The organism is Vibrio sp. T20 (assembly GCF_007858795.1).
Lineage (GTDB): Bacteria > Pseudomonadota > Gammaproteobacteria > Enterobacterales > Vibrionaceae > Vibrio > Vibrio satsumensis.
Map to the genome: position 1 here is coordinate 224,209 of NZ_VFEB01000091.1, position 22,764 is coordinate 246,972.

Below are 22,764 nucleotides of genomic sequence, written 5' to 3' on the forward strand. Positions count from 1 at the left end.
GATAACTTAACTTCAATTAATGTGACTTTTATTTAACCAGATTAAAGTCATTGTCAAATCTGAGTTTCAGATCACGAAAATAATTTCCAGCTCTCATCTTTTGCATAGATCCCCGTGTAGGGAGGAACGAAGTCACATTCACAAACCAACCCACAACGTGAGCAAAGTCTCAAATAAAGGGCGTAGACACCCAAAAACATGCAGGAGCGCAAGGTTTCTGAGGAGGATCATAGTCGGTAACGTTTTGCTTCACGTAATATGAGTAAAGACTTAAGTAATTAGGCTAATGTCATTGGAATGCACTCAACAATAGATTGGGATATTCCAGAACATAGCCACGGAATAGGTGTAAAACTTCGATATGTGGATCCCTTCGAAACTGACTCGTCCCGGCCGCTTACATAATGCAATCCTACGACCTAGGGTTCTCGATCTGCTTCACAATGCAGATTGCTATAAGCTTGTGTTGTTCCGCTCTCCAGCGGGCTACGGTAAAACCACCATGGCTGCACAATGGCTGGTAGATAAACCCAATGTGGGTTGGTACAGCATTGATGATAGTGACAACGATGCCTTCCGCTTTATCAACTACCTACTTCAATCACTTAATAAAGCGACTCAAAATGCCTGTCCGAATGCCCAAAAACTGGCAGAAAAACGACAGTTTTCATCGCTGCATTCTTTATTGAGTGAAGTGTTCGCCGAGATGTCGGAATTCCATCACGAATGTTTTCTGGTGTTGGATGACTATCACTTGGTCAACAATGACGACATCCACGAAGCCATGCGCTTCTTCCTCAAACACATGCCCGACAACCTAACGTTGGTTGCTACCAGTCGAGGTACCCCACCACTTGGTACAGCAAACCTGCGCGTTCGTGACTTAATGATCGAATTAGGTAATGACTCGTTGGCGTTTGATACCGAAGAAACCACACGCTTTTTCAACCAACGCGTAGCTGACGGCATTGATGACACCACTGCAGACAGTATTTGTAGTTATGTAGAGGGTTGGCCTTCTGCATTGCAACTTATCGCGCTACAGGCACAACACCAAAAACGCACCCTGGCACAGTCCGCAGAGTCTTTCTCTCACTTTAACCACGCCCATCTTTGGGACTATTTGGTTGAAGAAGTATTCGACCTGCTAGACAAAGAAACCCGACAGTTCTTGATGCAATGTTCTGTGCTTGATCACTTCAACGATGAGCTTGTGTGTGCACTTACACAGCGTGAAGATGCGTTAGGTATGATCGAGTCACTCAACCGTTTTGGTTTGTTCATCTACCCGCTTGAAGGTGAAAAGAACTGGTATCGCTTCCATAACTTGTTTGGTGAATTCCTCGCACATGAGCGTCAAGCTCGAATTCCTCAACAGGAAGCTGAACTGCATCGAAGTGCTGCAAAAGCGTGGATCAAGCAAAACACTCCACACCAAGCTCTGCGTCACGCACAGCGCGCTGAAGATCCAGAACTGATCATTCAAATCCTGACTGAGCACGGTTGGCCGATGTTCAACCAAGGTGAGCTTTCATCTTTAGAGATGGCGATCAAGCAACTGACTACTGATCAACTCTACAGCGAGCCAAAGCTTTCAATGCTGCGCGCATGGTTGGCACAAAGTCAGCACCGCTATGACCAAGTGGGTACTTTGTTGGAAGAGGCTGAGACTCAATATCAAGCTCGAAACATTGAACTCGATACTCAACAGCAAGGCCAATACAACGCCTTACGTGCACAAGTTGCCATTAACAGCAATGAGCCTGAGAAAGCATTGGAATTGGCTGAGCTTTCGTTGAGCCAACTGAACACCACCGTTTATCGTAGCCGCATTGTCGCAACCTCAGTTGTGGGCGAAGTGAATCACGTAATGGGTAACCTAAGCCGTGCGCTACCGATGATGCAACAAACCGAAAAACTGGCACGTCAGTATCAGGTTTACCATCAGGCTCTATGGGCGATTCTGCAACAAAGCGAAATCTTGATTGCTCAAGGTTATGTTCAAGCTGCATTTGAACTGCAAGACAGTGCATTCAAATTGATTGAAGAACATCAGCTTCAATACGTACCTCTGCACGAATTCTTATTGCGTGTCCGCGCTCAGATCTTCTGGTGTTGGAACCGATTGGATGAAGCGGAAGAGTGCTGCTACAAAGGCTTAGATATCCTTGGCCACCACTCTCCGAGTAAACATCTGCACAGCTATTCTATGCTGGCTCGTATTTCACTAAGTCGCGGCGAGATTGATAAAGCGTCGAAATTTATTGACCAAATCCAACACCTTCTGCGTCAATCGACTTACCACGTAGATTGGACAGCGAATGCGTCACTTTCTCTGATCTTATTCTGGCAAGTGAAAGGCGATAAAGATGCAATCCGTGACTGGCTAAGCGTTGCTGTAAGACCGGAGTCTGCTAGCAACCACTTCTGTCAGCTTCAGTGGCGAAACATCGTGCGTGCTCACATTATTCTTGAGCAATATGAAGAGGCTGAAGAGGCATTAGCATTCTTAAAGAGCGAAGCACAGCGCTCACACTTGATTACCGATACGAATAGAAACTTGATCGTCGAGGCTGTTTTACGCACGCAAATCAACGATGAAGACAGCGCACGTGTATTACTTGAAGAAGCCCTACACATGACCAACCAAACAGGCATGGTCGGTAACTTCTTGGTCGATGGTGGCACTATCGGACATATCTTAGATAAGTTGAGCAACAAGCCAGGCCTAGGTGATTTAGAACGTCACCGAGCACAACAAATCATGAAGGATATCTCGACCACTCAGCGCAGCCGCTCAGTTCACTTTGATGAAGACTTTGTTGAAAACTTGGTTAATCACCCGAACATTCCTGAGCTTGTGCGCACTAGCCCACTCACCCAGCGTGAATGGCAAGTACTTGGTCTGATCTATTCAGGGTTCAGTAATGAGCAGATCGCTCAAGAACTCGATGTAGCAGGTACCACGATCAAGACTCACATCCGTAACCTTTACCAAAAGCTCAACATTGCTAACCGTAAAGAAGCGATCAGCACAGCGGAGAACTTGCTGCAGTTGATGGGGTACTAAAACAGGTTCACGATTCGAGATTGATTCGAGATTGATTCGAGATTGATTCGAGATTGATTCGAGAAAGCATAAGCTAGTCACCGATGGTGGCTGGCTTTTTTTTCGCTTGGAAAATGAGGGATAACCGATAAAAACTAGAGATAACCAAACGACAGGCAAAAAAATAGCCAACCGCAATAATCGCGATTGGCTCTATATATTTGTGAACAAATCATAAGTTCACTAACAACGTCAGTTGGCTAGGTGACCCTCGGCTTAAGAAGGGTCAATGTACATAATGCAGTTAGCGTGCCAACTTTTATTCGACGTTTTATAAGCCCTGCATCGCATAAAAACCATGAATTTGTCATGCGAATTGCAAAGTGCATTTGCATAATGCAACCAAGATGCAATATCGATAAGAGATCAGTTTCATCTCTACTGTTAATGACAAATTACTAAGTGGTTGTATTTTAAATGTTAGGCAAATGTTCACTTCAACTTATTACCTTACAGTTAAGAGAGTAATAAAAGCCCTTCCCCAATGGCATATTCATACTTTTTTTACACTAAAGTTTGTATACTGCACAAAATCACCCTCAACTCTATGAAGCAATGAACTACTTAAGTACTTTTTTCAAAGGCATGGCGATGGGCGCAGCAGACGTTGTTCCTGGCGTGTCGGGCGGAACCATCGCATTCATCACTGGTATCTACGATACGCTGCTAGAAAGCATTCGAAGAATTAACCCTAGCGTACTTGGCTTATGGAAACGTGAAGGCTTCAAAGCCGCGTTTAATCACATCAATGGTTTCTTCCTAATTTCACTGTTCGCAGGCGTATTCACGAGCATTGCGACATTTGCAAAACTGATTTCTTGGTTGTTGGTCACCCACCCCGTTCCACTGTGGTCTTTCTTCTTTGGCCTGATATTGGTGTCGGTTTTCCATATTCTTAAGCAAGTAGAAAAGCGCGATATGATTCGATTCGTGTTTTTACTGCTTGGCGTTGCTTTCGCTTACAGCATTACCGTGCTTAAGCCGCTGCAAATGGAACCAACCAGCATCAATGTTCTGATTGCAGGTGCGATTGCGATCTGCGCGATGATTTTACCGGGTATTTCAGGCAGCTTTATCCTGCTTCTAATTGGCATGTATGGCCCAGTACTTGGCGCCGTTAAATCGTTTCAAATCGATGTGCTTGCCCTATTCCTTGGCGGCTGTGTGATTGGTCTACTGACTTTCTCACATGTACTGTCTTGGCTATTGCGTTCATTCCGCGACTTCACGCTTGTGTTCTTAACCGGTTTGATGATCGGTACGCTACCTAAGATTTGGCCGTGGAAAGAGACCATCAGCTGGCGCACAAACTCAAAAGGTGAACAAGTTCCTCTGATTCAAGAAAACCTATCACCGTTTGATTTTGAAGCCGTAACCTCTCAGCCTTCTCAGCTGGTCATGGCGATTGTGATGATGTTTGTTGCGATTGCCTTGGTTCTAGGACTAGAGAAATTTGCAGAGCGCAACGCTGACTAATCATTCAGCCAACTTCTGGAAAGCGTTTAAAACGGATAATGCTTAAAAATACTAAGCTCACCTCTCGATTAAACAAACAAAAGCGAAGCCAATAGCTTCGCTTTTTTAGTTCTACCATACGCACAAAATTGCTTTTTGATACAAGCACGTATTGAGGGGTATGATAACATCGCCGCTCTTATAAAATTAGATGAGAACACGACATGCACTCTGCATTAAAGGTTGCTGCTGTTGGGATCGCTCTCGTGGCAGGCTTTTATGGGCCGCAAGCAATTCAGCAATTTAAATCAGCGATGGAGCAAGCCTCTGCTGACGTTAACTTAGATGATTACTGCATGCTTTCAACCACATCGTGTGAGCAAAATGCGGTTGCGATGACACTCGATAGTGAAACGGCTCAGCCACTCGTTCCAAGCAGAATCAAAGTAGTTTGGGAAGGCGCAGCTTCTGACACATTAATGCTGTCGCTTATTGGCTTAGAAATGGAAATGGGATCTGCTCGTTTTCAATTAAAGAGCATTGGCAATAATACCTATGAAGGTGATGTGATTTTACCTGTATGCACTTTAGATAAGATGACATGGATCGGTGATCTCACTGATGGTGTCGATACTGTAAACCCTGCAATAAGGATGGCAAGATGAGTAGAAATTGGTCGTTAGCATTGGTTGTTGCTTTTGTACTTGGCTTTGGTATCAAAAGTTATCTTGATGGGCAAAACGAAACTCAAGAAAAACACGCTGCAAAACAAGAGTTCTCCGCAACGACTCTTTTCGGTAAAGATAACCAGCCAACGGAAATCTTTGACCAAACCGATGACAGAATCCGTATCGTTTACTTCGGTTTCACACGCTGCCCAGATGTCTGCCCTACCTCACTAGCAATGTTAGCTGGCGCACTTAACCAAGTCTCTGACGAAGCAAAAGCGAAGATTCGCCCGATGTTTGTCTCGCTTGACCCTGAGCGTGACGCCGCAGAAGCTTCTTACGAATACGCACAATACTTCCACCCAATGATGGAAGGGTTAAGTGGCCCGTTAGATGTGACAACAACGCTTGCACATAACTACGGTGTTATTTTCAGAAAGACCAAGCTTAAAGGTTCAGAGTTGAAATATACCCTTGACCACAGCTCATATTTTTATTTTTTAAAGCCCGACGGTACCTTGATTACTAAAGTACCGCACACGTTAACACCTGCACCAATTGTTGACGCTATCAACAAGCTGACGCAGTAAAACGTAACAACAAAGAACTTAACGAATAAAGTTCAAACCTAAAGTCAGGTCCCAGACCAAAACATAAAAATTAAGGACAACAACATGAAGTTAAAAGCACTTGCTCTAGCAGGCTTATTGCTCACTCCCTTTGCTCACGCGAATAGCGACATTATGGTTCACGACGCGTACGCACGTGCAACACCGCCTTCAGCAGTGAACAGCGCGGTATTCACGACTCTGATGAACCACAGTGACAAAGATCGCGCTATTGTTTCTGCGACTACACCCGCAGCAGGCAAAGTAGAGCTTCATGATGTTATCGTTGATGGCGACGTAATGAAGATGCGCCAAGTTCATGAGATCACAATTCCTGCGAATGGTGAAGCGGTACTTAAACCTGGCAGCCTGCACATTATGTTGTTCGACCTAAAAGATGGTCTAAAAGAAGGTGAGCAGATCGAGATGACTCTGACTTTCGCTAACGGTGAAACGCAAACCTTTGAAGCGCCAGTTAAGAAAGTAATGAGCGGCATGAAAAAGATGAATCACGATCATCACTAATCGGATTCACAATCAATGAAATAAATTAAGCCACGATGACTTCTCGCCATCGTGGCTTTTTGCTAAACTGAGCTCGCTTTTTATTCAAAGCCTGACCACATTAATAACCAAGGAGAATAGAAGATGATTGTAATGAACACACTAAAACTGGCAGTAAAAGTAACGCGTTAATTTGTTTGGTTAATCAAACTTAAACACCGAGCTACCAACTTATCGTCATCCATTGACGACCGCACACTTTTACCCGGTTTACACTTGCTCGCACATGATCAAGGCATGCACATGACGCATGAATCAATCCGGGGTCCTATCTATTTGAATTCGACCCAAACTCTAAAGCATTTTTGACGTTTCGACGCTTTTAAATTCATACCATCAAAGCTCGCACGTCTGGGTAAATAGACATGAATTCACAAAACGCATTTTCTCATCCAATGTCACTTCAACAACTTGGATGGCAACCTGTATTCCAACAACAACTGACACTCGAAGACTATGACCATTCCGCCATTGCTCGTATCGTCGCACATCACCGTAGTGGCTATACATTAGCATCAGAGCAAGGTGAAATTGTTCTACCCATCCACCAAAACCAACCGGCAATGACCGTTGGCGACTGGGTGATTTTGAACTCTGATCTGCAATTCGACCGCTTACTAGACCGTCAATCGCTCTTCCGCCGTAAAGCTGCTGGCAGTCGCGTAGCTGAACAATATATTTCAGCCAATATCGACACCGTTTTTATCGTGGTTTCGTTAAATAACGACTTTAATCTAAGCCGTATCGAACGCTACCTAGCGCTCGCCAATGAAGCACAGGTTGAAGCGGTTATCGTACTCACCAAGAAAGACTTATGTGACGACTACGAAGACAAAGTACAACAAGTGCAAAGCTTAGATTCTATACTGATGATCGAAGCGGTAAACAGCCTAGACCAAGACTCAACTCAAGTATTGTCACCTTGGTGTAAAACGGGCAAAACTGTTGCTTTGATGGGTTCGTCTGGCGTCGGAAAATCTACGCTCGTCAATTCATTGCTCGGTGAAACTCAGCAAGCGACCGGTGGTATTCGTGAAGACGACAGTAAAGGCCGTCATACAACTACATCACGCTCGCTCCACTTGCTAACATCAGGTGGTTTACTGCTCGATACTCCAGGAATGCGAGAGCTACAACTTGCAGACTGCGCTGAAGGCGTGAGTGAAACCTTTTCTGATGTCGAAGAGTTAGCCATGCATTGCCGATTCTCTGATTGTCATCATGAATCAGAGCCAGGGTGCAAAATACGCAAAGCTATTGAGAGTGGTGAGTTGTCTGAACGACGATTTAATAACTATCAAAAGCTATTGCGAGAGCAAGCCAGAAATGGCGCCTCATTGGCAGAGCAACGCGCGAACAGCAAACAGCTTTCCAAGATGTACAAAACCGTGCAATCAGAAAGCCGCAACATTAAAAAAGCTTCTGACTAAACCCTTGAGGTAATCACAATAAGCTTTATTTAAACAACTAAGCCCCACCTTATTAAAGACGTGGGGCTTTTTGTTTCAACTTGGTCGTAGTGTGACTATTTATGCACACAATGTTCTTATTAGTAGTGATTTACATTTCGATGTTTTCACTATAATGAGTTGACCAAATGCCACATTGCAGATTTATAGCTCATTAAGAATACATTTATTTAACATTTAGCTCTAAAAACACCACGTAGCGCAAACAATCACCCTAAAAGTAAACTATTCCTAGACACCCTCTTAGATCCCGCTAATATGACCGCCCATTCCACTAGTGTATAGTCGGATTTGGTACAACTTTATAAAAAGATACATCACTATAATAAATTAACAATTGCAGGTATTTTATGCAAAATCACAACATGCTCGCCCGCATCGCTCGTGGAAATCTCGTTCTACAGATCCTTGCTGGTATTGTTTTCGGTGTCGTTCTCGCCATGGTTTCTCCTTCAGCAGCTCAAGATGCAGGCCTACTAGGTAGTCTGTTTGTTGGTGCTCTGAAAGCTGTTGCCCCAATTTTAGTATTCATTCTTGTTGCAGCTTCTATCGCAAACCAAAAGAAAGGTCAGCATACCCATATGCGTCCAATCATTGTGCTTTACCTGATTGGTACGTTCTCTGCTGCACTGACCGCAGTAGTATTGAGCTTCATGTTCCCGACCACTTTGACACTGGTTGCTGGCGCTGAAGGTGCTAACCCTCCTCAAGGTATTGCGGAAGTTCTTCATACCCTATTATTCAAACTTGTAGATAATCCAGTTAGCGCGCTAATGAACGCGAACTACATCGGTATTCTTGCTTGGGCAATCGGCCTTGGTCTTGCACTGCACCACGCATCTGCAACAACCAAAGCAGTTTTCGAAGACCTTAGCCACAGTGTTTCACACATTGTTCGCTTCATTATTCGTCTTGCGCCATTCGGTATCTTCGGTCTTGTTTCGACAACATTCGCAACAACGGGCTTCGATGCACTTGCAAGCTACGGTCAACTTCTAGCGGTTCTACTAAGCTCAATGCTGATCATTGCTCTTGTGGTTAACCCACTGCTTGTCTTTGTAAAGACAAAACAGAATCCATACCCACTTGTACTGCAATGTATTCGTGAATCTGGTGTAACGGCATTCTTCACTCGTTCAAGTGCTGCAAACATCCCAGTGAACATGAACCTTTGTAAGAAACTAAACCTAGACGAAGATACTTACTCTGTATCTATCCCACTAGGTGCAACAATCAACATGGCGGGTGCTGCAATCACCATCACTGTGTTGACACTTGCAGCTGTACACACAATGGGTATTGAGATTGATATCTTCACGGCGATTCTACTAAGCCTTGTTGCTGCAGTATCGGCATGTGGCGCATCGGGTGTTGCTGGCGGTTCACTACTGCTTATCCCACTAGCATGTGGCCTATTCGGTATTTCTAACGATGTAGCGATGCAGGTTGTAGCGGTTGGTTTCATTATCGGTGTGATTCAAGATTCAGCTGAAACAGCGCTTAACAGCTCAACTGACGTCGTGTTCACTGCGGCTGTATGTAAAGCTGAACAAAACAAAGCTTAATAAGCTCTTAGGTATTAGCTCTAAGCTCTATAGGTATTAGCTCTAAGCTCTAAAAGCAAATAGCACATAAATAAAAAGGGAAGCATCAGCTTCCCTTTTTGTTGTCTTGAGTTTCTCGATTAGAGCTAAAGCTATATGTCGACTAATCGCAAGTTGCTCCATAGATAATCGTACACAGCTAATGAGCACAACTTACTGGTTTCTGTTCCAACTAGAGTCAACCGCAGACTGACTAAAGTCTAGAGAACCACTATTCTGACTAGCTTGTTTATCTGTTGGTACCTGCTCGATATTCACCTGTTGGCTATAATCAACGTTAGTCTCTTGCTCACTAGGCGCTTGAGTCTCTATGCGACTCGTATCTACATTCAACTCGTTACCTTCTTCATCGAGCACTTCTTTCACTTTCTTAGGAACAGGTATATTGCGTTTGTAGAGCTTATTGAGCGCTTTAATTATTGAGTGCTTAGTGATTGCTTCTTGTGTCAGCTTAGTCATTATCGGCTTAGTCAGAGCCTGCAAGCCCACGACGGCATCCACACCAAGCTCCCCGCCGACCTTATCCCTTAAATGCTTTGCTTCTGAGTAACCAAAATGAGCTGAGAGGAATAACCAGATATAAGCGATGGCATTACCGTGTTCGCCATGGTCGATCCATGCTTCGCCCGCTCTAAACATCGCTTCTGCACTGTTCTTTTCTGCAGCCGTCTCAAACCAGTAAACAGCCTCGCCATGGTTAGGCTCAACACCCACACCGTTCAAATAGCTCATACCCAGTTTGATCTTGCCGTCTAGGTTATTTTTTTCGGCGGCTTTTTGGTACCACTCAACAGAGCTCTCAGCAGAATAATCTGGATTTTCTTTATCTAGACACCAGTCACCGATAAACAGCATCGCTTCGGTATTACCACCAGCCGCAGACTCTTCGATATAGGTATAGCCTTTAGGGATGTTCTTATCGGTTCCACGACCAAAGACGAGCGCTTTACCCATCTCGAATTTCGCCGATACATCATTGTCTAAAGCAGAGATTGCTAGCTGCCAAAAGTTGGCTTTCTCTCTTAAAATCAGGTCTTCTTTGCGCTTCATGCTTAGGCGTACAATGCCGTACATGCCATTGATATTATCGAGTTGCGCCGCTTTGTCGTACCAATACAGAGCTTCCTTAATATTGTTACGTTCAGCTTCTTTCGCCAAATACAGAATCGACGGTACATGCCCAGTTTCGGCTTTAAAGTGACGCTCTTTTTGCTCTTGTATGCGCGCTTTTTCAATCGCTTTTCGGTAAGCGACAGCACGAGCCTTACGTTCTTGTTCCAAGCGCTGCTTTCTTAGCGATAAAGAGATCAGCCACACCGCGACAAGTATTAACGAAAGAGCCGTCGCACCAATTGCGATTCCCATTGTACTCATAAAATATTTTAACCTAACTCGGCTGATATCAGCCTCGGTATCGAGGAGTTATCAACCTATAGTGAATGTTTCGAATTACAGGGAAACGCGCCGTTATTAAAACGTTCCGCCCTAAAATGAACTTAGTTCAGTATCTCAGGAATACATAGCGATAAAAAGCCTCCTAAGACCCATCCTTATGCACTCCATAAATGGTGTGATCTTGCTTCAATATCGATTACTGATGAAGACCACCTGTCATCAGAGAATCAGTGGCAAAAGTAATGATTCCCCATCCCTAATACCTTACATCTATGCTTAGGTAAGCTGCCCATAAATGTATGCTAGCTCAGCAACTGTTTTCGCAGAAAACTTCTTCATCAAACTCGCTCGGTGTACTTCCACAGTTCTCATGGCGATGCACAATTCATCAGCAATTTTCTGGTTACGCTTGCCGTCGATAATTTGTTTGAGGATGTCTATCTCACGCTCGGTTAATGATGCGTACGCTTGGCGATACACATTCATTTGTAAGTGCTTTTCAGAAGCGTCCAAACCTTGTTTGATTGCCTCGGCTAACTCATTACCTTTGACAGGCTTTTGAAAGAAGTTAACCGCGCCAGCTTGTAGGGCTTCAACCGCCATTGGCACATCACCATGGCCCGTCAGGTAAATCACCGACAGTGGGCTCTGCGCTTTCACCATAAACTCATGAACTTGCTGCCCTCTCATCTCTGGCATTCGGCTGTCTAATACCACACATCCCGGTGCACTCAAATCTACTGAGTCCAAAAAACTCGGGCCATCTTCAAAAGCTGACACGGTGAAATCATGCTCTTCTAATAGGAACACCAACGAGTCGCGCATCGACTCATCGTCATCAACCACATAAACAGGAAGCCTTTGATGAAGTTCAGACATAACAAGATTCCTTATGAATCACGTGAAAGAGAGAAAGGCAGTGTCACCGCAACATGACATCCATGTGGGGTAAGTGACGTGATCGTCATTTGCCCACTGTGCTCTTCAATGACATCTTGGCAAATCGCGAGCCCTAACCCCAAGCCGTTTTCTTTGCTGCTCACAAAAGCTTGAGTCACTTCTTGTTCAGTGAAATCTAAGCCCGTGCCGTTGTCGATAATCGACAACATCATTTTATCCGGTTGATACTCGGTAATCACTTTAATTGTCGATGGTTCGTTATTTTTGTTGCCAATATCAGACGTAGCGCTTTGTTCGCGATGCATCTGAGCATTACACGCATCAGTCGCATTGTTGATCAGGTTTACAACTACCTGTTGCAAGCCCACTGGGTCAACATTTAGCTTGATAGGTTTGCCCACCGCATAACGTTCAATACTGATCTTGTGCTTCTGTAATCGGAATTGCAGTAACTCAATGGTGTCTGTTAGTAACTGCTCAATATCTGTCTGAGACTTCTCTGCTGAGCGTTTTTTTATCATGTTTCTTAGGCGCTGAATGATCGCGTCTGCACGATCCACTTGTGATTGGATCTTCTCAAAGACAGGCTCAATGTCGGTGATTGGTTTGTTTTTGGAAATACGCAGCAGACCACCTTCACTGTAGTTTCGAATAGCCGCCAAAGGTTGATTGATCTCATGTGCGAGGCTGCTCCCCAGTTCGCCCACGACTGCAATGCGTTGAGAATGTTCTAACTGTTCACTCTTACTCTTTAGCTTGTTAAGTGTCGCTTCTAACTGCTTTTTGCTGCGACTGAACTTGTACTCCAGCCAAAAGTGGTAAGCATTCAAGAACACCACTAGCAAGAAAAACGCCCATGCCCATTGCTGATTGTACTTCAGCCAGATTAACGCTTCTTTCCACCAAGGTTGTTGCAGTGGATGCATGTCGAGTTGTTGGTAGAGCTTGTCGATAGGCAGCAAACTGGTTGGTGAAGTCCAGCCTGAGGCATTCGCTGCAATGGCAGGCGCGCTGCTTTTCGGCATCGCAAATAGCACCTGACTCATTTGCTTAGCCAGTGAAGAAGAGGCTCGCTCCGTTTTGGCAAATGACCAATTGGAATACAGAGGTGTAGACACTTGGCATCGGAACCCTTCAGGCGCTTGGTTGCCGATGATGCGATATTGATCAGCCACCAACAATCCTTCGCTGATCATGTTTTCAACCAAACAGGCAGGAACCACTGCCGCTTCAATATGGCCTTCTCGCAGTTGATACAGACTCGCATCAATCGGAAAACCCAAGAAATGGGTATTAGAGAAAAAATGGTTAGGGTTAAGCCCTTCCTGCATTACTTGGTAACGCATAGTGAGGTAACCACCAAACGCATTTTCAGAAACCGCTGCAATCGGCTTTCCGCTCAGTTGTTCAAACGAGATATACGGTGACATTCTTGTAACCACCAAGGCCGATCCGATACTGCGTGTGCTGCTCACACTTTGGTCGTTGTAGTTGTGGCTAGTCATAGTCGCCATCCAAGAGAGGTCATACTGACGCCCTAAGCGAACCGCCTGACCTGGATTAGTGATAACAAAATCGACCTCGACCTTCTTTACCGCTTCGGCCATCTCTTCCAAGTTAAAGGGCTTGAGAACAAAGTGTTTTCCCGGGATACGCTCAGACAACCAGTCCATCGTTGGTTGCCAGCGTTGTTGCGCTGCAAGTTTGCCCCTGATAGCTAAAACACCCACTTCAATCGTCTGTTCTGATTCAATCGTATTTATCGCTACCGAAACGGGCTCCGTTTGAGCAGCGACACAATTACCTGCACTCAAGCTCAGCCAGCACGTACTGATGAATGTGATGAGGTTGCGAGCGGTCATGGACATCTCTTTATTCAATCGGGTTACCTATTCAATGATTTATCAACGCGTTGAAGCACTTTTAAATAAAGCATAACAGCTAGATAGCGAAAACCACATTTGTTCTAGATCAACTTTGATCTGGGAATGTGGAAATCCACAATACCCCGTGTAGGGTCAAAATCTGACAATGAACTCAACAGAACCAATACCCATTTATAGGTACCAATATGGACTCATTGAAAAGACGGTTTCTCAGCCAGTTCGGCAAAGTTTCCGCGGGTGCTGCACTCATTCCCATTACCGGAATCAATACCGCAGTCGCAAGCACAGCCATTCGCAATAACAACCAACCTGACCGCAAAGGCGAAATAGGTAAACGCTACGCCATGGCGGTTGATTTACGTAAATGTGTGGGCTGTCAGGCATGTACAGTGGGTTGTAGCGTTGAAAACCAAGCACCAATCGGCCAGTTCAGAACCACCGTAAAACAGTATGAAGTCTCCCTTGATGATGGTTCGACTGCTCAACAAGACGTGAAATCTTTCATGTTGCCTCGCCTCTGTAATCACTGTGACAACGCTCCCTGCATCAAGGTTTGTCCAGTTCAAGCGACCTTCCAACGCGAAGATGGCATCGTGATGGTCGACAATGAACGCTGCGTAGCCTGTGCTTACTGCGTTCAAGCCTGCCCTTACGACGCTCGATTCATCAATAACGACACCCTTACCGCAGACAAATGCACCTTCTGCGCACACCGCCTTGAAGATGGCTTGCTGCCCGCCTGTGTAGAAACCTGTGTTGGTGGTGCGCGTGTCATTGGTGACCTCAAAGACCCAAACAGCGAAATTAACCGCCTGCTCAATGAAAACCAAGACGACATCAAGGTGCTTAAACCAGAGCAGAATACCAACCCACATGTTTTCTATATCGGCATGAACGAGCGATTCGTTAGCCACATTGAAGGGCAACCTGCGATTTATGATCCAGCCGCCATCGATAACTCATCCTCTAGCGAACAAGAATTGGCAATCGCGACACAAAGCAAACAAGGAGAGACAGCATGAATATCACTGAGGTGTTAGTTCCCGCTCAAGAGATCGCTTGGCTAGCGTGGGCGGTTCAGTATTTCTTCTACATAGGTTCGGCTTACGCGGCTGCGATTCTGTTTTTGATTGCCCTGATATTTAAAAATTCAACCAGTCATCAATTTCGTGCAGCCCTTGTGCTTGTGATGGCCATCGGCGCGATTGTTGGGCCACTAGCCCTTACTGGTGACTTACACCAACCTGGACGCGCGTGGCACTTCTACGCTCACATCACGCCTTGGTCGTGGATGTCTCTAGGTTCTCTGTTTCTTCCTCTATTCTCTGGTCTGGCTGTCGCGACGGCTTGGGTTTACTTGCGTGATGACATCGCACAACTTCGAGAGAGTGAAAACCCGCTTCTAAAACGTTTGACTTGGCTAACCCTAGGTCAGTGGCAAATATCGCCAAAACTAATGGTTGCACTCGCTGCTGTAACGGCTATTTCAGGCTTGAGCATTGCACTTTATACGGGAGCCGAGATTGCAATTTTGGCAAGTCGCCCGCTTTGGCATCAACCTGCCTCTCCGCTGCTTTGGTTTACTACCGCATTCTTTGCTGCAACAGGTTTAACGCTGTTAACTTGGGCTCTATTACCTTCAAGCAAGCCAAGCTTAAAACCAACAGACTTAGCGCTAGTACAAAGAACCATTACCTTAACGGGCGGCCTTGCCATCATTCTTACGTCGATTTGGGCCTCTAACCATGGTCACTTCAACCTGTATGAGAACGACGCTTGGGGTATTAATTTAGGCATCATGACCACCAGCATTTTGCTGTGCATGATCTTAGTTCTTCCGCTGCAGCGCTTATCTCAAAGCAAGCTAGGAATTATCTGTGTCGCACTTGCCACCATAGTTTCAGCATGGGCAGTACGCTGGGTAACCATGATGGAAGTTCAAACCATTCCACGTTTTGATGTAGGTGCATTCCCTTATGAATTGCCAATGGGCAGCGCTGGTTTACTTGGAATTGTCGGTATGTGTGGTCTCTGGTTAGCACTTGCGTTGTTCGCTTCTGAAATCGTGTCTGTTGGATCTACAAGAACAACTGGCTCTGCACCAAAGACAACATCGAAGCCAAACCAAAATACATCGTCACCACTTAACCGCTCACATAGCTTGTAGTCTGAGGAATCATCATGGATAACAAACGTCGTCAATTTTTGAAAACAGGCCTTGCTGCCGGTGGTGTTGGAGCTTTTGCTGCAGGTTATGCGACAACCACAAAACACATGGTTCACGGTGCTATCGATGGCACCGCGGGTAAGAAAACCAACCACATCCACCACGGTAATTCGTTAGAGACGGAATACAGTGTCGATAAACAAGGTAAGATCTCGCCGAATCCAAATCAGCGCGTAGCACCATCAATGTGTTTCGGTTGCTGGACACTGTGTGGCTTGCGTGTACGTATCGATAATCGCAATGACGAAATTTTGCGTATCTCGGGCAATCCCTACCATCCGCTATCAAGTGATCAGCAAATCCCGTTCAAAACACCGGTAAAAGACGCCTACATTGGCTTGTCTGGAGAATCCGGTATCAATAACCGTTCGACAGCCTGCGCCCGTGGTAACGGCATGTTAGAGATTCAAAACAGCCCATACCGAATCACTCAACCGCTCAAACGTGTCGGTAAGCGCGGTGAGGGAAAATGGGAACCCATCAGCTACGAACAGCTTATCTCTGAGATCACCGAAGGTGGTGACTTGTTCGGTGAGGGGGAAGTGGAAGGCTTACGTTCGATTCGCGATATCAAAACACCACTTGATCCGAACAACCCTGAATACGGACCAAAAGCCAACCAACTGCTTGTGACCAATGCGGGTAATGAAGGCCGTGATGACATCTTGAAGCGCTTTGCGTTTAACAGCTACGGCACTCGCAACTTTGGCCACCACGGCTCTTACTGTGGCTACGCGTTCCGCGCAGGTTCAGGCGCGATCATGAATGATTTAGATAAGTTCTCGCACTTAAAACCCGACTTTAATAACGCTGAGTTCATTCTTTTCATCGGTATGTCTCCGGCTCAAGCAGGTAACCCGTTTAAGCGTCAAGCACGACAACTTGCAGAGGCGCGTACTAACGGAAAACTGAGCTACACCATAGTGACGCCAAGCCTTCCTGCAGGATCATCAAGCCTTGCGGCGGGCGATCGCAACAACTGGCTTCCGATCAAACCGGGCACCGATTCAGCATTAGTATTGGGCATGATCCAATGGATCATCGAGAACCAACGTTACAACCATGATTTCTTGTCTCGCCCAAGTGCGCAAGCGATGCAGAAAGCCGGCACCACCCATTGGTGTAATGCATCTCACCTCGTGATCAGCGACGAAGCACACCCACAAAACGGGCGCATGCTTCGTGCATCGGATATTGGTTTGCTAGAAACAGGTGAGCCGATGTCTGACGATGATGGCTTCATCGCACTAGATGTGACAACGTCACTATTATCATCGCATATTCAGGTGAATGAAGCGGCTCTGTTCGTCGATCAAGACGTAGAAATTGATGGTCAAACCGTCCGTGTTAAGTCTTCTCTACAACGATTGAAAGAAGAAGCCTTCAAATACGACCTTGCTTACTACAGTGAGCAATGTGAAATCCCACAAGATCAGATTATTACGCTAGCGAAACGTTTCACCAGCTATGGTACAAAAGCAGTGGTGGATACTCACGGTGGCAACATGCACACCAATGGTTTCTACAACTCGTTCTCTATTCTGATGCTGAACGCGCTGATAGGTAACATCAACGCCAAAGGTGGTGCGATGGCAAAAGCGGGCGGCTACCCGACTTCTGTTGCTGGTCCACGTTACGACTTTACCAAGTTCAAAGGTAAAACTAAGCCTCAAGGCGTGTTCTTGTCTCGTAGCAAATTCCCGTATCAAAAAACTAGCGAATACAAACGTCGTGTTGCTGCCGGTGAATCACCCTATCCGACTCGCGCGCCTTGGTACCCAATCTCAGCGCCGCTTTTGACCGAGCACTTGTCGGCTGCAATTGATGGCTACCCTTACCGTGCAAAAGCGTGGATCAACCACATGGCTAATCCACTTTATGGCGTGCCTGGGTTAGATAACCTGTTGGGTGAAAAGCTTAAAGATCCAAAACAGCTTGGCTTGATCGTCTCTATCGATGCTTTCATTAATGAAACAACAGCATTATCAGATTACCTTGTTCCAGACACAGTAACCTACGAAAGCTGGGGCATGGCAACACCGTGGCATGGCGTCGCGACTAAAGCGATCACCGCTCGTTGGCCGATAGTTGAACCTAAAACCTCACGCACTCAAGATGGACGCGCGATCAACCTTGAGAACTTCTTTATTGATGTCGCGAAAACACTTGGCTTAGGTGGCTTTGGCGATAACGTAATTAGAGACAGCCAAGGTAACTGGCACGGCATCCATAGTGCGGAAGATTTCTACCTACGCTCTGCGGCTAATCTAGCGTTCGTTAAAGGCGGAGTGCCGAATGTAGATGCCGAAGATATCGTTTGGTCTGGTCTAGAGCGCCTAGTGCCTGTGATGAACAAAACGCTTAAGCCAGAAGAGATGCTCAAAGTGGCGTATATCTTCGCACGTGGCGGTCGTTTTGAAGACGCAACCAATGCCTACACCAATGAAACCATGAAGTACAAATGGACCAAACCATTGGCAATCTGGAATGAAAAGCTAGGTACTTCTCGCAACACCATCAGTGGTGAACAGTACATGGGTTGCCCGACATGGTATCCACAGAAACTGGCAGACGGCACACCTTTAGCAGAGCAATTCCCGACCAAAGAGTGGCCATTTACTCTAACCAACTTTAAATCCAACATTCACAGTGCAGTATCTAACTTGTCACCACGTTTGGAGTCGATCAAAGGCGTGAACCCAGTTTACATTCACCCGCAAGACGCCTCTTCTGCTGGCATCAAAACAGGCGACGTATTTGCCATTGAAACACCGAGTTCAACCACACACGCGTTGGCGATGGTGATTGATGGCATCAAACAAGGCACATTAGGCTTTGAACACGGCTTTGGACACAAAGAGCTCGGCGAACGTGCGCACTGGATTGGGGACATGCAGCAACCGGTAAAAATGAAGTCAAACGATGGCGTTAACATCAATGATATTGGTTTAATTGACCCGACGAGAGAAGGCAAAGGCGTCATGCTGGATTGGGTGGTGGGCGCAGCAGCAAGACAAGCGCTTCCCGCTAAGATCTACAAAGTTTAATTTAAACTCCGTAAGATCTCACTTAAGCACTTATCCAACCATGTCCCTACTCATTCGTAACTAGGAACACAACAGAGCAACTTCGTCCTTCGAGGTTGCTCTGTTTTTCGAACGGCAGCCCTACCCCAAGCAATCAGTCAGTCTTCACTACGCCACAATTTTTAGCCAGTCTCCATAAAGTCACTATGCTTATACAATCGGTGCCATAAAAGAGCCTTAACAAGCAGTTACACCGAGGCGAACATGGCAGCTCCCTTGCATTTCGTTAACGGCGATTTGAATCAGCTTTTTGGGACTCACTAAATACCATCATGACGATTAAGGTTATTAATGTGAGATTTACCTCAAGTTCCAAGCGAATTAATGTGGAAATCCACAATAGCGTAAGTGCTCAATTATGCCGAAAATGCGTGCATTACAACCAATAGCGACGCCTCATGATTAAGCTGAATATAAAAACTCAAACTCTCACGCTTTGCATCGCTGCTTTAGGAAGCCTTTCTTTATCCGGTTTTACACAAGCAGCGCCTAACCCTATGCCCGAAGCCGCAGAAACCTGTAGCGGGTGCCATCAAGCTGACGGGAAAGGAATGCCTAACATCGCCCCTATGCTTGCTGGGCTGAATGCTGACTACCTAGAACATCAATTGATTCTATTCTCTAGTGGGGAGCGTCAAAGCGCGATTATGAAAGGCATGGCCGATGGCTTGTCTGATCCTGCTATTCGTCGTGAAGTTGCCGAATACTTTGCCTCTCTCCCTTCATACGAATTCACGGACTTAGAACAGCGTGGCTCGCAAGCGGATATCGAGAACCCGTATCGCAAGCTTGTATTTCAAGGCGATTGGGACCGAAACATTCCAGCATGTGCTACCTGCCACGGACCAAGCGGAATGGGCGTAGACAAGTTTCCACGCCTTGCGAGCCAGCATGCCGACTACATTCAATCTCAGCTTAACGCATGGAAAAACGGCACTCGCAAGGGTGATGACTTGAACATGATGGGCAACATCGCAGGCAAATTGACCGACGATGAGATCAAAAACCTGTCTTACTACTTCGCATCTTTTCGATACTAAAGGGCTAGCATGAAAACACTACTTTTAATCACCGCAACCCTTGCCTCTGGACTCGCTTATGCCGATGGTGAATTACCTGATCGTCAAACCGAACTGCCAGCCGTCGAAAAAGTGAAAGACAACAAGTACCTAGTGCCACGCGACTTAGTGGATATCCCAGCAGGAGAATTTGGCGACAAAGTAAAATTAGGTTACTCACTGTTTGTTGACTCGCAACAGATGCGCGGCGAATACGTCGGCAACGAACAAAACTGTGTTAACTGCCACATGCAAGCAGGTATGAAGCCCAATGCAGCGCCACTTTGGGGGGCGTACATGGCCTACCCCGCTTACCGTAAGAAAAACGACAAGGTCAATAACTACGCTGAGCGTATTCAAGGCTGTTTCACCTATTCAATGAACGGAATCGCACCAGCCTTAGACTCAAAAGAACTGGTCGCACTCAGCGCTTACTCCTACTGGTTGGCTATGGGTGGCATCTTAGATAAGAACGGTATGCAAGACACACCCGTCCCTGAGATCAGCGATGCAGAGTTACAAGTCGGTGGTAAAGCAGAAAGCTTCCCTCTTCCTCAAGAGCTGTTAATCAAATACCCAATCGATGACAGAAGCAAATTGGCAGGCCGTGGCTACCCTAGGATCGCCAACCCAGAACAAGAACCTTCTATTGCACGTGGCGAGAAGGTTTACCAAACCAGCTGTCAAACGTGTCATGGTCAAAATGGCGAAGGCATTAAAGGAGCTGATGGTCGCTCTTACTTCCCACCATTATGGGGTGAGAACGCGTTTAACTGGGGCGCAGGAATGCACCGTATAAACACAGCGGCTTATTTCATTTACGAAAACATGCCGCTTGGTAAGAGTCAGCAACTTTCAATTCAAGATGCATGGGATGTGGCAGCTTTTGTGAACAGCCATGAACGCCCACAAGACCCACGATACAAGGGTGATGTTGCCGGCAATGCTAAGCGTTACCACAACCACCAAGGTTACTATGGTAAAGAAGTCGACGGTCATGTACTGGGTTCAAAAGCGTACCCAAGTGGCAAGGAAGCGATTCACAACCACTAACTTCAATCAAAGGGCACTCTTTGTGGGAAAAGAGACGCTCACGCCAGCTATAGCTGAACTTTACATTGTAAATTAGTGAGCGTTAGAAAAGTAAAAAGAAGCCAGTTCGTGTGACGTTCTGGCTTCTTTTTTGATTTGATATGGCAGAGAACTCGTTAATCTTGCTGCATCTTCTCCCAAATCGTTGGTGACCCAATATAATCTTGCACTGAGGTGATGAACTCTTTTACTAGCTTGGTCTGCTTACGGTGTGGGTAGACGGCGTATATAGCAGTATCCGCTGTTGAGATGGCGTAGTCAGGAAGTAAAGTGACTAAGCCGAGCTCTTTCATTGAGGCATACAGGTTTGATTGATCAAGGAAGCCATAGCCTAAGCCATCTTTTACGCAAGAGACCATGGTGCGAACATCACTCACCTTATAGTTGCCACGAATCGTTAGGCTCTGGAAAGTGTTGCCATGCGGCTCTTCACTGATTCTCAGATGATCGACCGTCATATCACCATTGGTATAAATCACAGCGGGTAACGCGAGCAAATCTTGTGGCGTTTTAGGTTCACCATGCTGCTTCACAAAGTCATTCGAGGCGACCAACATAAAGTTACTGTCGGCAATCTTCTTGGCAATCAAATTCGATTCAACAAGCTTGCTGAAGCGAAATGCGATGTCAAACTGCCCTGCGATAATGTTGGCGATCTTGTCGTCCAATGACAGCACGATCTGAACATCCGAGTACTTTCTCATGAACTGAGTGATGATAGGTTGCAGATATTGCTGACCAAAATAGATCGGTGAAGTAATTCGCAGCACGCCTTTGGGTTCAGACTGATAGGAATCTGCAATGCCTTGGATCTGATTGATGGTGTCTTTCAGCACATAGGTTTGCGCGAGAATATCTTCCCCAGCCGACGTCAAAGAAAACGAGCGCGTAGAGCGGTTGAGCAGCTGAACACCTAAGTCTTGCTCGAGTTTTTTAATCTGTTTAGAGAGCGATGAGTTGTCCATATCATGCAAGGTTGCCGCTTTGGTAAACGACCCTTGCTGAACCACATCTAAGAACAATAACAACTGATTAGTATTGGGCACTGCGCCTCTCCTGCAATAAAACTCGATTAGCGTTCATCTTTAGGTGTATCCATCACAACCATAGTCGTTATGGATTGAACCTGAGCACATTCCCCAAGCACATCGGCATGAAACTTCTTATAGCTCGGTAAATCTTTAGTCTCGACTCGCAACAAGTACTCATTGGCACCGGTGATGTTGTGACACTCGACCACCTCTTTCTCCACAGCGACGTGCTCTTCAAACTCCAATTGAGCAGATTTTTTGTGGCTTGATAAACCGATCGAGACGTAGGCGATAAAACCCACGCCCATTAAGCTGTTATCGAGAACCGCACGATAACCTTGAATGATGCCTTTGCGTTCAAGATCTTGTACACGCCTTAACGTCGCTGAAGCCGATAAACCAATTCGCTCTGAGAGCTCAATGTTGGAGATTCTGCCGTCCAATTTAAGCTCTTGCAATATCCTTTCGTCAAATCTATCCATAGGTACTTATTATTGTGCATTTAGTGATAATAAGTGAAATAAAAGCACATAATTGCCTCACTTTCCACCTACTATGTTTCTCAACACGTGAAAGTCATGACCGGTCAGTCACTTCGTTCATTTTACTGCT

Annotated in this window: 17 protein-coding genes; 12 read left to right on the forward strand and 5 right to left on the reverse strand. The window is 45.8% G+C overall.

Going from position 1 to position 22,764, the window contains the following annotated elements; all coding sequences use genetic code 11:
* Window positions 1–361 precede the first annotated feature (361 nt).
* The 7 genes from malT (at window position 362) to sstT (ending at window position 9,438) form a co-directional block, all read left to right on the forward strand.
* Window positions 362–3,070 (forward strand): HTH-type transcriptional regulator MalT, encoded by a 2,709-nt coding sequence (gene malT / locus FTW16_RS10605; protein WP_146491012.1) that lies wholly within the window; start codon window positions 362–364, stop codon window positions 3,068–3,070.
* A 594-nt stretch (window positions 3,071–3,664) separates the two neighbouring features.
* The gene (locus FTW16_RS10610) at window positions 3,665–4,585 is read left to right on the forward strand and encodes a DUF368 domain-containing protein (RefSeq protein ID WP_146491013.1); all 921 of its coding nucleotides are present in this window, start codon (window positions 3,665–3,667) and stop codon (window positions 4,583–4,585) included.
* Window positions 4,586–4,788: 203 nt separating this feature from the next.
* Window positions 4,789–5,229: a hypothetical protein gene (locus tag FTW16_RS10615; protein ID WP_146491014.1), complete on the forward strand. Its 441-nt coding sequence runs from the start codon at window positions 4,789–4,791 to the stop codon at window positions 5,227–5,229.
* Window positions 5,226–5,822: an SCO family protein gene (locus FTW16_RS10620; RefSeq protein ID WP_146491015.1), complete on the forward strand. Its 597-nt coding sequence runs from the start codon at window positions 5,226–5,228 to the stop codon at window positions 5,820–5,822. Before FTW16_RS10615 ends, FTW16_RS10620 begins: the two co-directional genes overlap by 4 nt.
* 84 nt (window positions 5,823–5,906) lie before the next feature.
* The gene (locus FTW16_RS10625) at window positions 5,907–6,365 is read left to right on the forward strand and encodes a copper chaperone PCu(A)C (RefSeq protein WP_146491016.1); all 459 of its coding nucleotides are present in this window, start codon (window positions 5,907–5,909) and stop codon (window positions 6,363–6,365) included.
* Between the two features lie 404 nt (window positions 6,366–6,769).
* Window positions 6,770–7,834, forward strand: a complete 1,065-nt coding sequence (gene rsgA / locus FTW16_RS10630; protein ID WP_146491017.1) for a ribosome small subunit-dependent GTPase A — start codon at window positions 6,770–6,772, stop codon at window positions 7,832–7,834.
* Between the two features lie 389 nt (window positions 7,835–8,223).
* Window positions 8,224–9,438, forward strand: coding sequence for a serine/threonine transporter SstT (gene sstT / locus FTW16_RS10635; protein ID WP_132942507.1), 1,215 nt, complete (start codon window positions 8,224–8,226; stop codon window positions 9,436–9,438).
* A gap of 192 nt (window positions 9,439–9,630) precedes the next feature.
* Here sstT and FTW16_RS10640 read toward each other — a convergent pair whose 3' ends face one another.
* The 3 genes from FTW16_RS10640 to FTW16_RS10650 all read right to left on the reverse strand — a co-directional run bounded on the left by FTW16_RS10640 (window position 9,631) and on the right by FTW16_RS10650 (window position 13,634).
* A complete protein-coding gene (locus FTW16_RS10640) occupies window positions 9,631–10,842 on the reverse strand; it encodes a tetratricopeptide repeat protein (RefSeq protein WP_146491188.1) in 1,212 nt (403 codons plus the stop codon).
* A 306-nt stretch (window positions 10,843–11,148) separates the two neighbouring features.
* Window positions 11,149–11,751, reverse strand: coding sequence for a response regulator transcription factor (locus FTW16_RS10645; RefSeq protein WP_146491018.1), 603 nt, complete (start codon window positions 11,749–11,751; stop codon window positions 11,149–11,151).
* An 11-nt stretch (window positions 11,752–11,762) separates the two neighbouring features.
* Window positions 11,763–13,634, reverse strand: coding sequence for a sensor histidine kinase (locus FTW16_RS10650; RefSeq protein ID WP_146491019.1), 1,872 nt, complete (start codon window positions 13,632–13,634; stop codon window positions 11,763–11,765).
* A 209-nt stretch (window positions 13,635–13,843) separates the two neighbouring features.
* Here FTW16_RS10650 and dsrO point away from each other — a divergent pair, with 209 nt between their 5' ends.
* The 5 genes from dsrO to FTW16_RS10675 all read left to right on the forward strand — a co-directional run bounded on the left by dsrO (window position 13,844) and on the right by FTW16_RS10675 (window position 21,082).
* Window positions 13,844–14,680, forward strand: a complete 837-nt coding sequence (gene dsrO / locus FTW16_RS10655) for a sulfate reduction electron transfer complex DsrMKJOP subunit DsrO (protein ID WP_146491020.1) — start codon at window positions 13,844–13,846, stop codon at window positions 14,678–14,680.
* Window positions 14,677–15,825: an NrfD/PsrC family molybdoenzyme membrane anchor subunit gene (gene nrfD / locus FTW16_RS10660; protein WP_146491021.1), complete on the forward strand. Its 1,149-nt coding sequence runs from the start codon at window positions 14,677–14,679 to the stop codon at window positions 15,823–15,825. Before dsrO ends, nrfD begins: the two co-directional genes overlap by 4 nt.
* Window positions 15,826–15,839: 14 nt before the next feature.
* Window positions 15,840–18,932, forward strand: a complete 3,093-nt coding sequence (locus FTW16_RS10665) for a tetrathionate reductase subunit A (RefSeq protein ID WP_146491022.1) — start codon at window positions 15,840–15,842, stop codon at window positions 18,930–18,932.
* A 437-nt stretch (window positions 18,933–19,369) separates the two neighbouring features.
* Complete coding sequence (locus tag FTW16_RS10670; protein ID WP_146491023.1) at window positions 19,370–20,011, forward strand: c-type cytochrome; 642 nt, start codon at window positions 19,370–19,372, stop codon at window positions 20,009–20,011.
* A 9-nt stretch (window positions 20,012–20,020) separates the two neighbouring features.
* A complete protein-coding gene (locus tag FTW16_RS10675; RefSeq protein WP_146491024.1) occupies window positions 20,021–21,082 on the forward strand; it encodes a c-type cytochrome in 1,062 nt (353 codons plus the stop codon).
* A 155-nt stretch (window positions 21,083–21,237) separates the two neighbouring features.
* On the opposite strand, the gene FTW16_RS10680 is transcribed toward FTW16_RS10675, so the two are convergent.
* Entirely contained in the window at window positions 21,238–22,167 is a 930-nt protein-coding gene (locus FTW16_RS10680; RefSeq protein WP_146491025.1) for a LysR family transcriptional regulator, read from the reverse strand.
* Window positions 22,168–22,193: 26 nt separating this feature from the next.
* Window positions 22,194–22,634, reverse strand: coding sequence for an Lrp/AsnC family transcriptional regulator (locus FTW16_RS10685; RefSeq protein ID WP_146491026.1), 441 nt, complete (start codon window positions 22,632–22,634; stop codon window positions 22,194–22,196).
* Between the last annotated feature and the right edge of the window lie 130 nt (window positions 22,635–22,764).

What these genes read in the sequence shown, in the direction of transcription:
- malT (WP_146491012.1), top strand. Translation starts at nt 362, where the DNA reads ATGTGGATCCCTTCGAAACTGACTCGTCCCGGCCGCTTACATAATGCA.
- FTW16_RS10610 (WP_146491013.1), top strand. Translation starts at nt 3,665, where the DNA reads ATGAACTACTTAAGTACTTTTTTCAAAGGCATGGCGATGGGCGCAGCA.
- FTW16_RS10615 (WP_146491014.1), top strand. Translation starts at nt 4,789, where the DNA reads ATGCACTCTGCATTAAAGGTTGCTGCTGTTGGGATCGCTCTCGTGGCA.
- FTW16_RS10620 (WP_146491015.1), top strand. Translation starts at nt 5,226, where the DNA reads ATGAGTAGAAATTGGTCGTTAGCATTGGTTGTTGCTTTTGTACTTGGC.
- FTW16_RS10625 (WP_146491016.1), top strand. Translation starts at nt 5,907, where the DNA reads ATGAAGTTAAAAGCACTTGCTCTAGCAGGCTTATTGCTCACTCCCTTT.
- rsgA (WP_146491017.1), top strand. Translation starts at nt 6,770, where the DNA reads ATGAATTCACAAAACGCATTTTCTCATCCAATGTCACTTCAACAACTT.
- sstT (WP_132942507.1), top strand. Translation starts at nt 8,224, where the DNA reads ATGCAAAATCACAACATGCTCGCCCGCATCGCTCGTGGAAATCTCGTT.
- FTW16_RS10640 (WP_146491188.1), bottom strand. Translation starts at nt 10,842, where the DNA reads ATGGGAATCGCAATTGGTGCGACGGCTCTTTCGTTAATACTTGTCGCG.
- FTW16_RS10645 (WP_146491018.1), bottom strand. Translation starts at nt 11,751, where the DNA reads ATGTCTGAACTTCATCAAAGGCTTCCTGTTTATGTGGTTGATGACGAT.
- FTW16_RS10650 (WP_146491019.1), bottom strand. Translation starts at nt 13,634, where the DNA reads ATGACCGCTCGCAACCTCATCACATTCATCAGTACGTGCTGGCTGAGC.
- dsrO (WP_146491020.1), top strand. Translation starts at nt 13,844, where the DNA reads ATGGACTCATTGAAAAGACGGTTTCTCAGCCAGTTCGGCAAAGTTTCC.
- nrfD (WP_146491021.1), top strand. Translation starts at nt 14,677, where the DNA reads ATGAATATCACTGAGGTGTTAGTTCCCGCTCAAGAGATCGCTTGGCTA.
- FTW16_RS10665 (WP_146491022.1), top strand. Translation starts at nt 15,840, where the DNA reads ATGGATAACAAACGTCGTCAATTTTTGAAAACAGGCCTTGCTGCCGGT.
- FTW16_RS10670 (WP_146491023.1), top strand. Translation starts at nt 19,370, where the DNA reads ATGATTAAGCTGAATATAAAAACTCAAACTCTCACGCTTTGCATCGCT.
- FTW16_RS10675 (WP_146491024.1), top strand. Translation starts at nt 20,021, where the DNA reads ATGAAAACACTACTTTTAATCACCGCAACCCTTGCCTCTGGACTCGCT.
- FTW16_RS10685 (WP_146491026.1), bottom strand. Translation starts at nt 22,634, where the DNA reads ATGGATAGATTTGACGAAAGGATATTGCAAGAGCTTAAATTGGACGGC.